Annotated in this window: 14 protein-coding genes; 9 read left to right on the top strand and 5 right to left on the bottom strand. The window is 57.1% G+C overall.

Translation table 11 applies throughout. The annotated features are described in order from the left end of the window. Positions 1-60: 60 nt before the first annotated feature. From J2W46_RS34445 to J2W46_RS30770, 4 genes are all read right to left on the bottom strand, one after another. Positions 61-207 carry an IS3 family transposase gene (locus tag J2W46_RS34445; protein ID WP_374726894.1) on the bottom strand — a complete coding sequence of 49 codons (147 nt, stop codon included), beginning with the start codon at positions 205-207 and terminating at the stop codon, positions 61-63. Between the two features lie 188 nt (positions 208-395). Continuing rightward, entirely contained in the window at positions 396-1,700 is a 1,305-nt protein-coding gene (locus J2W46_RS30780) for a glycosyltransferase (RefSeq protein ID WP_310359085.1), read from the bottom strand. 453 nt (positions 1,701-2,153) lie between these two features. After that, positions 2,154-2,540, bottom strand: a complete 387-nt coding sequence (locus tag J2W46_RS30775) for an MAPEG family protein (RefSeq protein ID WP_310359082.1) — start codon at positions 2,538-2,540, stop codon at positions 2,154-2,156. A 177-nt stretch (positions 2,541-2,717) separates the two neighbouring features. Next, complete coding sequence (locus tag J2W46_RS30770; protein ID WP_310359079.1) at positions 2,718-3,665, bottom strand: LysR substrate-binding domain-containing protein; 948 nt, start codon at positions 3,663-3,665, stop codon at positions 2,718-2,720. Between the two features lie 281 nt (positions 3,666-3,946). Here J2W46_RS30770 and J2W46_RS30765 point away from each other — a divergent pair, with 281 nt between their 5' ends. The 7 genes from J2W46_RS30765 (at position 3,947) to J2W46_RS30735 (ending at position 10,352) form a co-directional block, all read left to right on the top strand. After that, positions 3,947-4,975, top strand: a complete 1,029-nt coding sequence (locus J2W46_RS30765) for an amidohydrolase family protein (RefSeq protein WP_310359077.1) — start codon at positions 3,947-3,949, stop codon at positions 4,973-4,975. 5 nt (positions 4,976-4,980) lie between these two features. After that, the gene (ligK, locus tag J2W46_RS30760) at positions 4,981-5,682 is read left to right on the top strand and encodes a 4-carboxy-4-hydroxy-2-oxoadipate aldolase/oxaloacetate decarboxylase (protein ID WP_310359075.1); all 702 of its coding nucleotides are present in this window, start codon (positions 4,981-4,983) and stop codon (positions 5,680-5,682) included. A gap of 109 nt (positions 5,683-5,791) precedes the next feature. Then, on the top strand, positions 5,792-6,706 hold the full coding sequence (locus J2W46_RS30755; RefSeq protein WP_310359073.1) for an amidohydrolase family protein: 915 nt from the start codon (positions 5,792-5,794) through the stop codon (positions 6,704-6,706). Beyond that, on the top strand, positions 6,706-7,113 hold the full coding sequence (gene ligA, locus J2W46_RS30750; protein ID WP_310359070.1) for a protocatechuate 4,5-dioxygenase subunit alpha: 408 nt from the start codon (positions 6,706-6,708) through the stop codon (positions 7,111-7,113). The genes J2W46_RS30755 and ligA overlap by 1 nt, the downstream gene beginning before the upstream one ends. After that, a complete protein-coding gene (locus tag J2W46_RS30745; protein WP_310359068.1) occupies positions 7,106-7,948 on the top strand; it encodes a class III extradiol dioxygenase subunit beta in 843 nt (280 codons plus the stop codon). Before ligA ends, J2W46_RS30745 begins: the two co-directional genes overlap by 8 nt. Then, on the top strand, positions 7,945-8,898 hold the full coding sequence (locus J2W46_RS30740) for a Gfo/Idh/MocA family oxidoreductase (protein ID WP_310359066.1): 954 nt from the start codon (positions 7,945-7,947) through the stop codon (positions 8,896-8,898). Before J2W46_RS30745 ends, J2W46_RS30740 begins: the two co-directional genes overlap by 4 nt. A gap of 284 nt (positions 8,899-9,182) precedes the next feature. Next, positions 9,183-10,352: a porin gene (locus tag J2W46_RS30735; protein ID WP_310359063.1), complete on the top strand. Its 1,170-nt coding sequence runs from the start codon at positions 9,183-9,185 to the stop codon at positions 10,350-10,352. Positions 10,353-10,406: 54 nt separating this feature from the next. On the opposite strand, the gene J2W46_RS30730 is transcribed toward J2W46_RS30735, so the two are convergent. Then, the gene (locus tag J2W46_RS30730) at positions 10,407-11,348 is read right to left on the bottom strand and encodes a LysR family transcriptional regulator (protein ID WP_310359060.1); all 942 of its coding nucleotides are present in this window, start codon (positions 11,346-11,348) and stop codon (positions 10,407-10,409) included. A gap of 402 nt (positions 11,349-11,750) precedes the next feature. Here J2W46_RS30730 and J2W46_RS30725 point away from each other — a divergent pair, with 402 nt between their 5' ends. Beyond that, positions 11,751-13,103, top strand: coding sequence for a Rieske 2Fe-2S domain-containing protein (locus tag J2W46_RS30725; protein ID WP_310359056.1), 1,353 nt, complete (start codon positions 11,751-11,753; stop codon positions 13,101-13,103). Between the two features lie 105 nt (positions 13,104-13,208). After that, on the top strand, positions 13,209-14,171 hold the full coding sequence (locus J2W46_RS30720) for a PDR/VanB family oxidoreductase (RefSeq protein ID WP_310359055.1): 963 nt from the start codon (positions 13,209-13,211) through the stop codon (positions 14,169-14,171). Positions 14,172-14,220 lie beyond the last annotated feature (49 nt).

Below are 14,220 nucleotides of genomic sequence, written 5' to 3'. Positions count from 1 at the left end.
TCCCGGAATGTCGGACACGATGACGTTAGTGCTGCTTATATTTCACTCTGTTGGATTGGACTAATGTCCCTGTAATCTTAGCTTGATTCGATCATGGTTGTAATAGTGGATGTAGCCTTTGATGCCCGAAATGGATCTGCTCGAGCGCTTGGTCCGGGACTTGCTGGCTTCGCAGCAAGCGCCGCCGCTCTCGCGAAACCTAATCAAGGTCGCACGACTTGGTGGCTACCTTGCCCGAGCCAGCGATGCACCTCCCGGCAACACCGTCATGTGCCGTGGCATGCGGCGTCTCACCGACATTCAACTGGGGTACGAACTCGCGCTAAACGGAAGTGGGTAACTTGCAAGCGCGGTCGAACGGGTACCGATATATCGCCAGACCCTAGGATTTCGTTTCACGGGCACGTGTTCTCGGCAGGGAGTTTACGGGGGGCTATTCTGAACGCCCGCTCAATTGCCTCGGCAGCGACGTCCAGTCCGTTACGCCGCGAAATTATCTCTTTGAAATGCTGCGCTTTCTCGCGATAGATCGGGTTAGCGAGAACCTGCCGAATTAGTTCCTCAAGAAGATCGGCCGTCAGGTTCTCGATTTCAAGAAACTCGCCGACTCCGTGGTAAGCGATGCGTTGCGCAACACCGAACTGATCGTAGGCGATAGGAATCGCCACCATGGGCAAACCCTGCGCAAGCGACTCCAGCGTTGTATTGAGCCCGGCGTGGGTGATGCACATCACCGAACGCTTGAGAATCTCGATTTGCGGAGCTTTGTCGACGACAATCACGTTGGTTGGAATCGGTCCTAATTCCGCTAACTTGATGTTGGCGCCTTTCGACAGAACAACCTGAATTTCGGGCATTTGTCCGACCGCGGTGAGAATGGCTTTGTAAACCTGGTCTAGGCCGTTCACAAGCGTTCCGAGCGATGCATAGACGAGTGGCCTGCCGTCCAGCTTCTCCCAATCAAACGGAATTGGCTCACGTCCGGCTTCGTCAAAGAACGGCCCGGCATAATGAAACTCGGAAGGCCACGGAATATTGGGAAGGTCGAACTCTCTTGGGGTCTGGGACACAACGGCGGCCGCCTGTCTTGAGACTGTTGCAGGGCGATTGCTCCAGTCGAGCTTCAATCCGACGCGCTCAGCGTATTCTTCAGCCAGGTTCTGCACGATCCCAAAAAATGCGTTGTCGCTTTCTTCCAAGACTTCGCGATTACGCGCGCGTGCGGCCGCAGTGTCCGCGTTCACACCAGGCCACACGGACGGTAACGTCGTGCCGGAAAAGTCGATGTTCAAGATAGACCACACATGGGCATAGGGTATGCCCAGGCTGATGGCAACAACCTCGAGATACATATGAATGGTATCGATGACTAGCGCTTCAACGCCTGTTTCCGCGATCACGTTTGGCAAATATTGCGACGCCAACTGAAACATTGCCCGGCCCGCCTGTTCGATGGTCCAGCGTGTCGCGGCCGGACCGTAGAGCTTTGCAACAGGCGCGACGATATCCGCTGATGAACCCAAGGGAAGCTCCGCTTCTCCGAAAGGGGCAAACTTTAATCCCGCAGCACGAACAGCGTGCTCAACGTCCGGGATTCCAATAAACACAATATCGTTGCCACGTGCTTGCATTCTTCGAGCCAATGCAAGCATGGAATTTAGATGCCCCGTAAGTGGCATGCTGATAAAGCCGATCTTCATTCTTTGCCTCCAGTCTCGATCCTGATACCGTGGATGAAGCGCAATTTCCTCACGCACGCAAATCAGGGGCGGGAGGAGTGCAGCTACCTTGGTTACAACAGCGGAATGTCTTCTTTATTCCAGCAGCGGGCAGGTTTTCTTTTTCTGTGAAGCCAGTGCGGGCGGATTTTCCCCGTCAAGTTGGATTAACGGGGTTTCTCAATCTGCCCTGTAGGAGCGGGAATCGCGACGCCGATCACACGTTCTAAAGGGCGGATGGATTCGGGATAACCTTGTATATTTTCTTTTAGGCGAACAACGCCATTCGCTTCGTTTAGTCAAGGGAAGGCGCGCGTGATCCCTTGGGAGCCGAAGGATCGTCTCTCCAGGAAACACCTGTCGTCGCAAGAGCGTGACAGCGCGCCTTCTTGCGAACACGAACCGACGCGCGCAGCATGATTGCCGGCGACTTCCCTAAAATAATTGACTCAGAACCAGTACAGTGCCGACCAGGCTAGCGAGATAGGCCAGCGTCCGGATTCCCTTGATGCCAGCAAGGTAGGTGATGACGTGAACGACACGTGCGCCCAGGAACAACCATGCACCAGCGACCGTGATCGAATTCGATACACCAATCCAACGTGCAGCTAGGACGACAATGGCGAAAGGCACGAGGTTTTCCAACAGGTTGCGGTGCGCGCGTATTCCTCGCCCCGCTATGCCGGTCGGCTCAGGCGCCCCCTCACGGTTGCCGGAGACAACTGGCATACCGACCTGCCTGGCGTAAAGGGCGACGTAGATCAATGGGAGCGCCAAGCACAGCACGCCGGAGCCCACGAGAGCCAATAATTCACTGGTCATGCTTTATCCTACCTATTAGTTGATGAATAAAAAAAACGGCGCACGGCCAACTGACCTTGCAGAACTAGTCACGCCGAATCGGTCAACCTGCGCATAGCGGACTGCACGATCGACTGGAAGTTTTCGGTTCCCCGGACGCTGCCATGCAGCGTCCGGGGAACCAGTAAGCCTTAAGCCTTAAGCCTCACCGACGACTACCGTGCTCCCAGCGCCCATCGCCCAGTGATTACGCAACAGGTTTTGCAACAGGGGCACTGTCTGATCCAGCAACGGCCCCCGTGGGCGCTGTGCCGATGTCGCTATCCAGAGGGTAGTTTGAAGTTGGGGTTGGCGGATCGGCCGGACGTGGAAATCGTGCTCGTGGCCGCTTGAGCGAACCGCTTTGAGCGACAGTATCGCGTGTACACCCTCATCGCGGACGAGCGTGAGAATCGCCGGGATGCTTTCGATTTCGAGCGTGATCCGCGGTTTTAGCGACGCCTGCGCCATGGTTGCTTCTACCAGCATACGAATGGAGTGCGGACGGCTGGGCATAACCAGATTTCGCTCGGCGACATCCGCCAGACTGATTTCGTCATTGATTGGCGGGTCAGAAAATGAAGGGTCCGACCTGCGGCTCGATACCAGATAAAGCTGTTCGTTCAGCACCGGTGCCAACTCCACGGCTGACGAAGTCGGGACCGTGTAGACCACGGCACAGTCGGCGCGGCCGATTGTCAGCCATTCGAGCACGTAGGTCGACAGCCCCTCAAGCACGCAAAGGGTCGCCTTAGGGAAGTGATCACGGAAAACTCTTACTAACGGGGCCGTCAGGGTAAGGCTAACGCTAGGCGGCAGCGCCACCACAAGCCGTCCAGTAGAGGCGCCCCGACCTTCCTCCATGTCAAGCTGCGCGCGTTCGATCTGGGCCAGAACGCTACGGCCATGCTCCAGGAGGCGCTTCCCGGCTTCGGTCAACGTCACCCCCCGACCGTTGCGCTCAAGCAGCGCCTGGCGAAATTCCACTTCCAAAGCCCGCACCTGACGGCTCAGCACGGGCTGAGCGACCGAAAGGAAATTCGAAGCCCGGGTGAAACTTCCGAGCTCCGCAACGTGAACAAACGATTCAAGCTGTCGCAGTTCCATGACCATCTCCAGAATTGCATTTCGTGCATATCTAATATGCTCGAAATGTTATTGCAGAATGGCAGATAATGTAAAAAAATACAAGCACATCAACGAGCCGGATTGGGAAGATCTATGCAACACGCCATACCACACGCACGCCGTGGCGACGATGACCACAGCAAGTACGCCGATCGCAATCCGCAGATGGTGCAGCGTGCGGCGCTGTTGCGGACGCCACGTCTGATCGTGCGTGGCGAAGTCATGGCGACTGACTCGACTTCCATGGAAGGGAGTGCAACATGATTATCGATTGCCACGGCCACTACACGACGGCGCCCGCGGCGCTGGAAAAATGGCGCAACCGTCAGATCGCGGCGTTGACCGCTCCGGCAGAGCAACCCCGGATTACCGAGCTGAACATCAGCGACGACGAACTGCGCGAATCGATTGTCAACAACCAGCTTAAAAAAATGCAGGAGCGCGGAAGCGACCTGACGATTTTTTCACCGCGTGCGAGCTTCATGGCGCATCACATCGGTAACTTCCAGACCAGCGCGACATGGGCGTCGATCTGCAATGAGCTTTGCTATCGCGTCTCGAAACTGTTTCCTGATAGCTTCATCGGCGCCGCCATGCTGCCCCAGTCTCCAGGTGTCGATCCGAAAAGTTGCATCCCGGAGTTGGAGCGGTGCGTGAAGGAATACGGCTTTGTCGGCATCAATCTGAACCCGGACCCTTCCGGCGGTCATTGGACGTCGCCGCCGCTGTCGGATCGTCACTGGTATCCCATCTACGAGAAGATGGTTGAATACGGGATTCCGGCGATGGTGCACGTATCGACCAGTTGCAACGCCTGCTTTCACACGACGGGCGCGCACTATCTGAACGCCGACACGACAGCGTTCATGCAATGTTTGACCTCCGACCTGTTCAAGGATTTCCCGGAATTGAAGTTTGTGATTCCCCACGGCGGCGGTGCAGTTCCTTACCACTGGGGTCGCTTCCGTGGTCTTGCGCAAGAATTGAAGAAGCCTTTGCTTAAAGAGCACCTGCTCAACAATATCTTCTTCGATACCTGCGTCTATCACCAGCCAGGCATCGATCTGCTAACCAAAGTAATACCGGTCGACAACATTCTTTTCGCAAGCGAAATGATCGGCGCGGTGCGAGGCATCGATCCGGAGACGAACTTCTATTACGACGACACTCGACGCTATATAGATGCCTCGACGAATCTTTCCGCGCAGGACCGGCAGAAGGTTTACGAAGGCAATGCGCGGCGTGTATATCCGCGCCTCGATGCGGCGTTGAAACGCAGAGGATTATGAGCACCATGACTGATACCCATCTCGGCAGCCAGCTTGGCGTTGTCAAGCGCAACATCGTTCGCGCCGACGAGGCTGCAGTAAAAAAACTCTCAGCCTTCGGCGTGGCAACCATCCACGAGTCGATGGGGCGTATGGGCCTGATGAAAACCTACATGCGCCCGGTGTACGCAGGCGCGTACGCGTGCGGCACCGCAGTGACAGTGCTGCTCCATCCGGGCGACAACTGGATGATGCATGTTGTGGCGGAGCAGGTTCAGCCGGGTGACATTGTCGTCGCCGCCGTAACGGCCGACACCACCGACGGTTTCTTCGGTGACCTCCTGGCCACCAGCTTCCGGGCGCGCGGAGCCGTAGGCCTCGTGATCGATGGCGGATGCCGGGATGTGAAGGATCTCACTGCCATGAAGTTTCCCGTTTTTTCGAAAGCAGTGAGCGCAAAAGGTACGGTCAAGGCGACTCTCGGCTCCGTCAACCTTCCCGTCGTATGTGCTGGCGCTTTGGTCAATCCGGGCGATGTCGTTGTGGCCGACGAAGACGGCGTCGTCGTGGTCCCGGCCGCCTTGGCGCAAAGAGTCGCCGACGCAGCGGCCGCGCGGGAGGCTAACGAAGCCGATAAACGTCAGAAGCTGGCCGCTGGCGTCCTCGGGCTGGATATGTATTCGATGCGCGAACCGCTGGAACGGGCGGGGCTGAAGTACATCGATTGACGTGAGTCAAGCGATGACCTCGCAGGGCGCTTTTCTCCACCCTTATTCCCGCATTGAAGAGCATCCAGAAACTGGGCCTGAAATAGATTGAGACGGAACGAGAAAGACAATGAGCGAGCATTTCCCGAAGTCACCCGGTTGGTTGGACTGGTGCCAGAATCCTTCCAAACCGCGTTTCCAGCTACCGGCCGGTTCGGTAGATGCCCACTGCCATGTGTTTGGTCCCGGTGAGCGCTTTCCCTATGCAACCGAGCGCAAGTACACCCCGTGCGATGCCAGCAAGGAACAGCTGTTTGCGTTGCGCGATCACCTGGGGTTTGAGCGCAATGTAATTGTGCAGGCAACCTGCCATGGCGCAGACAACCGTGCGCTGGTGGACGCGTGCCTCAGTTCTGGCGGTAAAGCGCGCGGCGTGGCGACGGTAAAACGCAATGTCAGCGATCAGGAACTTGACGCGTTGCATGCTGCCGGGATACGGGGAGTCAGATTCAATTTCGTCAAACGGCTCGTCGACTTTACACCGAGAGAAGAACTGATAGAAGTCGCACATCGCGTCGCCAAACTAAACTGGCATGTCGTTGTCTATTTCGAGGCTGTGGACCTGCCAGAGCTGTGGGACTTTTTCTCGGGATTGCCGACTACCGTGGTGATCGACCACATGGGACGGCCTGACGTCAGCCAACCTGTAGACGGGAAGGATTTCGAATTGCTCATGAAATTCATGCGCGAGCATGCCAACGTCTGGTCCAAAGTTAGCTGCCCCGAGCGACTTTCTATAACTGGAAAACCAGCGCTGAACGGAGAGGAGGACGCTTACCAGGACGTCGTGCCATTCGCCCGGCGCCTGGTGGAAACGTTCCCGGATCGGGTGCTTTGGGGCACCGACTGGCCCCATCCGAATCTGAAGAACCACATGCCGGACGATGGATTGCTGGTGGACTTTATTCCTCGCATTGCCACGACGCCTGAGCTCCAGCGCAAGCTGCTGGTCGACAATCCCATGCGACTGTACTGGGAGAAATGATGAATGCCACCAACGCTCGCGACTATCGCCAGATTCCCGGCACCTATGTCTTCGACGGAGCACATTGCCAGAAGGGATACGCGCTGAACATGTTTTGCAAGTCGCTAGACCTGGAAAGCAATCGTGCAGCCTTTCGAGCCGACTCTCCCGGCTACCTGAAGAATTTCAAGCTGAGCGACGAGCAACGCAATGCCGTGCTGAATCGTGACTGGCTCGCAATGTTACGACTCGGCGGGAACATTTACTACACGTTCAAGCTGGCAATTTTCGACGGTCTTACGATGCAGCACGTCGGCGCGGCCATGTCGGCCAACGGAATGTCAGTGGATGACTTCCGCCAGATGATGATTTCCGGTGGCCGTCCGATCAACGGTAACCGCAGTGTCGAGGAGTGGTCTCATGGCTAGGTTCGTCGGAGGGGTGGGTACTTCACATGTGCCGTCAATTGGTGCAGCCATCGATCACGGAAAAACCCAGGAACCATACTGGAAACCGCTGTTCGACGGAGTGCAGGCAGCGCGCGACTGGATGGACGAGGTCAAGCCCGACGTGGTTATCGTTGTCTATAACGATCACGCGTCGAGATTCGGTCTCGATGTCACTCCGACATTTGCAATAGGCGTCGCCGACGAGTTTCCTCCGCATGACGAGGGGTATGGACCTCGGCCTGTGCCGACGTGCTTTGGGGACCCGGCGCTGGCGTGGCACATCACCGAATCGCTGGTATTGAACGACGAAATCGATGTGACGATGGTCGGCGAGATGTCGGTAGATCACGGTCTTACTGTGCCGCTCTCGCTGCTATTTGGTCAGCCACAGCAGTGGCCCTGCCGTGTGATCCCATTGTGCGTCAATGTGATCCAGTATCCTCAGCCGACCGCCTTGCGTTGCTTCAAGCTTGGACAGGCTCTTCGCCGGGCAATCGATTCGTATGGTCCCGACATCAAGGTAGCTGTGCTTGGGACCGGTGGCATGTCGCATCAATTGCAGGGGGAGCGTGCCGGGCTCATCAACGCTCCCTACGACAATCAATGGCTCGACGACATGGTGCGTGATCCGCTGTCATTGACGAGGATCGGACATACAGAACTGTTGCGCGAGGCGGGCTCTGAAGGGCTGGAGATCATCATGTGGCTCATCATGCGCGGTGCGATGAGTGAAACGGTCCGCCTGATTCATCGTTTCTATCACGTGCCGGCATCGAACACCGCCTATGGTCTGCTTGTATTGGAGGACACTTGATCAAGCCGGTGAAAGTCGCGCTTGCCGGGGCTGGCGCATTTGGCATTCAGCATCTGGACGCCATTCAGAGCCTCGGTGTAGCCGAAGTGGTGTGCATCGTAGACGAAGACCTGCAAAAAGCCCGTGAGGTCGCGGGCCGCTACCAGATTGCACAGACAGGCACGCAACTCGAGGAGGTGCTGTCTCAGCCCGATCTCGACGCGGTTATCCTCTGCACGCCAACTCCATTGCACGCCGCTCAGGCGATCATCTGCCTGCAGGCGGGCAAGCATGTCCAGGTGGAGATTCCCCTTGCGGAGTCGCTTGACGATGCGGAAACGGTTGCACTTTGGCAGCAACGCACGGGGCTGGTCGCGATGTGCGGACATACGCGACGTTTCAACTCTGGGCATCAGTGGCTGCGCGAACGCATTCTGACTGGCGAGTTTTCGTTACGTCAGCTCGATGTGCAGACACATTTTTTGCGCCGTTTCAATACAAATGCCCTCGGGCAACCCCGGAACTGGACGGATCATCTGTTGTGGCATCACGCGGCTCATACCGTAGACCTGTTTCAGTATCAGACCCGTGAAGAGGTGATCGCCGCCAATGTGTTGCAAGGGCCGATTCATCCGAGGCTTGGTATTGCCCTCGATATGTCAATCCAGCTCAAGAGTCGCAGCGGTGCATTGTGCACGCTATCTCTTAGTTTCAACAACGATGGACCGTTGGGATCAACGTTTCGGTATATAGGCGACGGCTTGACCTACATCGCTCGCTATGACGTCTTGACCAACGGCATGGGGGAACCCCTTGATCTTGATATGGCCGAGCCGGTGCTGAGCGGAGTAGCGCGGCAAGACCAGGAATTTTTCGCTGCGATCCGCGAATGCCGCGAACCGAATGCAAGCGTCGCAAGCGTGCTTCCGTGTTACCGGGTCCTGCACCAGCTTTCCAAACAGCTAGAGTGAGCAACCGACTCACGGCTCACACTTGGCGCGCGTAATCAGCTCGCATGACGGCGTTGATACCGCAGTTGGACGAAGAAATGACTTCATGGAGGGCGTTAGCGGAAGATATCTGAATCGCGTCGTGTTGGCAGGCTCGTTAGCACTACAAAAAACAACATGAAGTACTTGTCGGCCGACAGGCAACTTTTCGCTCCTTTGCGGGTTGCCGTGTTTGACGGACGCAAACGGATCGCCGTTCGTCGTTCGTAATAAAAATAAAAAAATATCTTTTGAGGATTGGAGACATGAAACAAGTTCTGAACGCGGTGGTACTCGCATCCGCGCTGCTGGCGTCCGTGCATACCTATGCACAGGGCAGCGTGACCCTCTATGGAATTATTGATACCGGTATCGATTGGGAAAGTCAGGCGGCCAGGGCGCCGGGTCAAAAGAGCGCTTCCGGTTCTGCGGTCCGGATGACCTCATTATCCGGCTCGCTCCCGTCGCGTTGGGGGTTGCGTGGAAAAGAAAACCTCGGTGCCGGATTGAATGTCATTTTTGAACTCGAGAGTGGCTTTGCACCGAACTCAGGTGCTCTTCAAAATGGAAACCGCCTTTTTGGCCGATCGGCATGGGTAGGACTTGAAACACCGTATGGCACGGTTCGCGCGGGGCGTCAGATCAATATGACGTATATCGCGTTGATGAAGTCGACTGTCCTCGGGCCGGCCCTATATTCGTTGGCGGCGCTTGATCCGTATCTGCCCAATAGCCGCTCCGACAACACGATAAGTTACTTCAACGATTTCCATCATTTCGTCATAGGTGCCACGTACAGCACTGGCCGGGATGCTGCGAGCAGCCAGGGTAGCTCAACGGTAAATGGCGGGGCGGCATTCAACCCCGGTGCAACCAATTGTCCGGGCAATGTTCCAGGAAACTCGACAGCGTGCCGTCAGATTACGGCGCTGGCCGGTTATTGGGGTCCGGAGTACGGTCTACAGTTCGTGTACGATCAGTTGCGCGGCGGCCCGGGCTTGTTGCCAGGCAGCGTTTCTTATGATCCGTCGATGCCGTTGCTGCTCTCAAGTGCAGACCAGAAGACGACGCGATATATGGTCAGTGGCTATTTTCAGTTGGGGGAGCTTGCCTTGCGTGGCGGCGTAATCCACCGAATGACGACTGCGGCAACGGACTACCAGACCAACATTTTCTACGGCGGCGCCTCTTACATGCTCAAGCCAGATATCGCGCTGGACGCGGAGGTATCGAGGATCGCCACAACGGATCACAAGAATGCCAACTACTACGTGATGCGCGCGACGTATCTCCTGTCGAAAAGAACATCCGTCTACACGATGCTCGGCTTCATGCAGAACAGCAGTCGTGCGTCCTATTCCGTTGGGGCGGGTTACTCCACGGTGGCGAACGCGAAACAGGTCGGTGTTCTTCTCGGCATTCAACAGCGTTTCTAAAAAGGGTGTCCCATGGTTTCTGGCGAGGCCATGGAATCTATGCTGTTGCGGGTGTCACCCGTCGATGGCTCTCTCGACGTCTCCATGAAATTGCACGAGTTGCTGTCGAACGACGTCGCGTACTAACGAAGTACCTTGCGCAATCAGGGAGTCGTTGAGCGCACGCACCGGCGTCGCAACGGAAAGACTGCATTTCAAAATTGGCTTGCGAATGCGATGCAGTCGCAGTTTGGAGTCTCCGATGCAGGGGTGCACGCCACTCAACGGGATCACGGCGCTTCCGTAACCTTTGCGGACCAGTTCCAGTATCGCCGTCAGGTTTTCGATCTCGTGCACAACCTGCGGCGTCAGGCCGAGCGAGGCCATGGCGGTCGCCAGTGCCGCGTGCACCGCATTATTGGTGCCCGCTGTCACGAGCGGGAGTGTCGCCACGTCTGCGAGCGCAAGGGAGCGCGGCAGCGCTCTTCCAGCGCGCTGGGTCAGTGGCCCAGAGACAAGGTACAACTCCTCGTCGGCTAGCAGGCGTAATTCGGCGGAATCGCTAGGCGGTTGGTTATAGACCACTGAACAGTCGAGCTTGCCCGTGCCGACCATATCGACCAGACTCGCCGATAGACCGTCGACGGTGCGCAGTGTCACTTCTGGCAAGTGCTCGCGGAAGGCATCAATCAGCGGGACGACGACTGTGCGTGCAAGGCTGGGGGGTAGTCCGAGCACGAGGTTACCCTGCGCCGGCCCAACACTGCCTCTGACCGCGCGTTCCGCTAGCGCGACCTGACGCAGGACCATGGGAACGTGGTCAAGCAGCCTCTGACCGGCGTCGGTCAGGACAAGGCCGCGGCCGTTGCGCCGGAATAGCTCGGTGCCAAGCTCTGCCTCGAGCTGCGCGACCTGACGGCTCAGTGCCGCCTGGGTCAACCCAAGCACGCTGGCGGCCCGCGTCAGGTTGCCGATCTCAGCGATGCGCGAGAAATGCTGAAGCTGTTTTATTTCCATTTGCCAGTCCCATCAAAAATGTATATCAGATATGCGGACAATGTGGTTTCTTTAGGTCAGATATCACTATATCTTAACACTCATGGACACCGAGTGAACTGGCAATGTCTCTGCAGCGATGGATCACTTTATGGCGGCGTGGCCGCACTGTTATCAGGAGCGGCCTGCTCGGCTCGTTTCTGACCTGCCTGGCGGGCACGCTGTTCAATGCATTCGTTGACGGTCACTTCGAGGTGTTGGGAACAGCGGGGCTCATGCGGAGGCTGGCCATCGGGTATGCCGGATCGGCTGTGGTGGTAGTGCTTGCATTCCCGCTTCTGTCGGGACGTCCGCGTCGCAGGAGTCCGGACGGCGGCGCATAGGTGACGCCTGTCCCAGCCGGGTGCGCCCGCCTTTTACGTCTTGCCCTTTGAACAAAACACAGGAGACATTATGGACACCTCCACACATCCGATCACCATCAAGCCACGGCCGCGCGGAGCCGATCGCTATCAGTATCTGACGCAGACCAATGCGGGTACGCCCGCAGGCGAATTGCTCCGGCGTTACTGGCAGCCAGTGGCGTTGATCGATTCGTTGCCCCCCGGCGCTGCACCACAGCCCATTCGTATCATGGGCGAAGACCTGGTGTTGTTTCGCGATGACGATGGTCATGTCGGTCTGATCGACCGGAAGTGTGCTCACCGCTGCACGGACCTCGCGCTGGGCCGTATTGAATCTGGCGGTATCCGTTGTCCTTATCATGGCTGGCTGTTCGATGTGAACGGCCGCTGTCTTGATCAGCCCGCCGAAGCTTCCGCTGCCGCCAAAGACCGGATCCGGATGAAGTCATATCCGCTTCATGAGGCGGGCGGCGCGTTCTGGGCGTATATGGGTCCAGGCGAACCACCGCTTTTTCCGAATTATCCGGCGCTCGCGGGCGGTAGCGAGTATCGCTACACGACGCGCTGGTTCGGGGACTGCAACTGGATGCAGGCGAGCGAAGGCAATATCGATCCTGTTCACACGTCTTATCTGCATCAGTTGGAACTGTCGAGCGCGGACATGCAAGCCCGCTGGGGCGTGTTTTCCAATCAGGCGAGGCCCGAGCTGGCTGTCGAAGATACACGCTTTGGCGTGAGGCTCTATACCCTGCGCAAGATTGAAGGCACTGATCGGTCGTCAATCCGCATCACCAATTTCGTGATGCCTAACGCCTGCGCTGTTGGTGGCTTCGAAGGCTATCTCGGTGACGGTGGGGTCACGATGCTGTGGGACGTTCCTATCGATGACGAACATCACTGGCGCTGGGAGTTCATTTTTCATCGCAGCGGCAAACTCGATAAGGCCGCGCTCGCGGAACAATACGAATCCGAAAAAGCCGAAGGCGACCGTATGCGGCGCGCCAAAGACGACCTGTATTCACAGGATCGCGAATCGATGAAGCGTCAGGCTTACCTGGGTCTGGGCGAGTGTTTTTCGGTGCATGACATTGCGATTACGCAGTCGCAAGGGACGATCCACGATCAGACCGGCGAACACCTCTCGTCGTCCGATATTGCCATCGTACGAGCGCGCCGGATGCTAGACGAGGCGGCTCAGGTCGTAGCGGAAGGGGGAGATCCTCGCGGTGTAGTTCGCCGCCAGGAAGACAACGATTTCCGGGACATGGTCGTGATAACGGGAGAGATTGGCGCTGGGGAGTCGAAGGAAACGTATTGCGCTGGTTACAGCGAAAGTGCCGAGCTGTTCAGTTTGCAACCGCGCACGACTTAAGGAAACGTCCACGCGTCTCGCCAGGTTTTCCGGCGGGACGCAATTACTCTTTGCCGCAATGACGTCGTCGTTGTGTGACCTGACTTTTCCTGACGTATCTTTGCCATGAATACCATCCCCGTTCGAGTCGTTGCTGCCGAAGTCATTGCAGAGGGAATCCGCCTGTTGAAACTCTCGTCGCAGGACGGATCTCCGCTGCCTACATGGGAGCCGGGTTCGCATATCGATGTGCATCTTGATCCGGGAGTGATCCGGCAGTACTCTCTGTGCGGTTCGTGTACCGACACATCGACGTACGAGATCGCCGTCAAGCGGGAGCCCGAATCGCGCGGCGGCTCGAAGTTTGTCCATGAATCGTTGGGTGTCGGCAGTCAATTGAGCATCTCTGCGCCGCGGAATCATTTCACCACTAGTACTGAAGCTGATCACAATCTGCTGGTGGCGGGCGGTATCGGCATTACGCCGATTATCAGCATGGCGCGACAGTTCCACCGCCAGGACCGTGCGTTCGAATTACTGTATTTCACCCGCTCTGAAACTCACACGGCATTCCGCGACGAACTGGCCAGTGGGCCGCTCAATAGCTCGTGCCGGCTGCTATTCGGCCTGGAACGCGATGCTGTCGAGGCGACGTTGGACGATGCGCTGCGCAACCGTCATGACGGAAGTCATCTGTACCTGTGCGGACCTCAGCCTTTCATGGACACGGTCCGCGCGGTCGCCGCGCGTCACGGTTGGCCAGACGACGCCGTTCATCTCGAGTATTTTGCCGCTGCGGCGCCATTAGACGCCGAGCCGCAAACGTCGTTCGACGTCAGGCTCGCACGCTCGGAGAAGACTTTCACGATCCCGGCTGACAAGACGATTGTCGACGTGCTGCGAGAGCATGGAACTGACGTCGAGACGTCCTGCGAACAAGGAGTGTGCGGGACATGCATTGTGAAGGTGCTGGAAGGATGCCCCGACCATCGTGACTACTTTCTGACCGCACAGGAACACGCGAAGGGAGATTGCATGGCGATGTGTGTATCCCGTTCGCTTACGAAGTTGCTGGTGGTCGATTTGTAATTCGGAGCCCGCCGTTAAGGGCAAAACTCAATAAAAAAGACTGGAGACA

It is taken from the genome of Paraburkholderia strydomiana (genome assembly GCF_031456815.1).
Lineage (GTDB): Bacteria > Pseudomonadota > Gammaproteobacteria > Burkholderiales > Burkholderiaceae > Paraburkholderia > Paraburkholderia caledonica.
The sequence above is the reverse complement of the archived record's forward strand: the minus strand, read 5'-3'. Positions and strand labels throughout refer to the sequence as shown.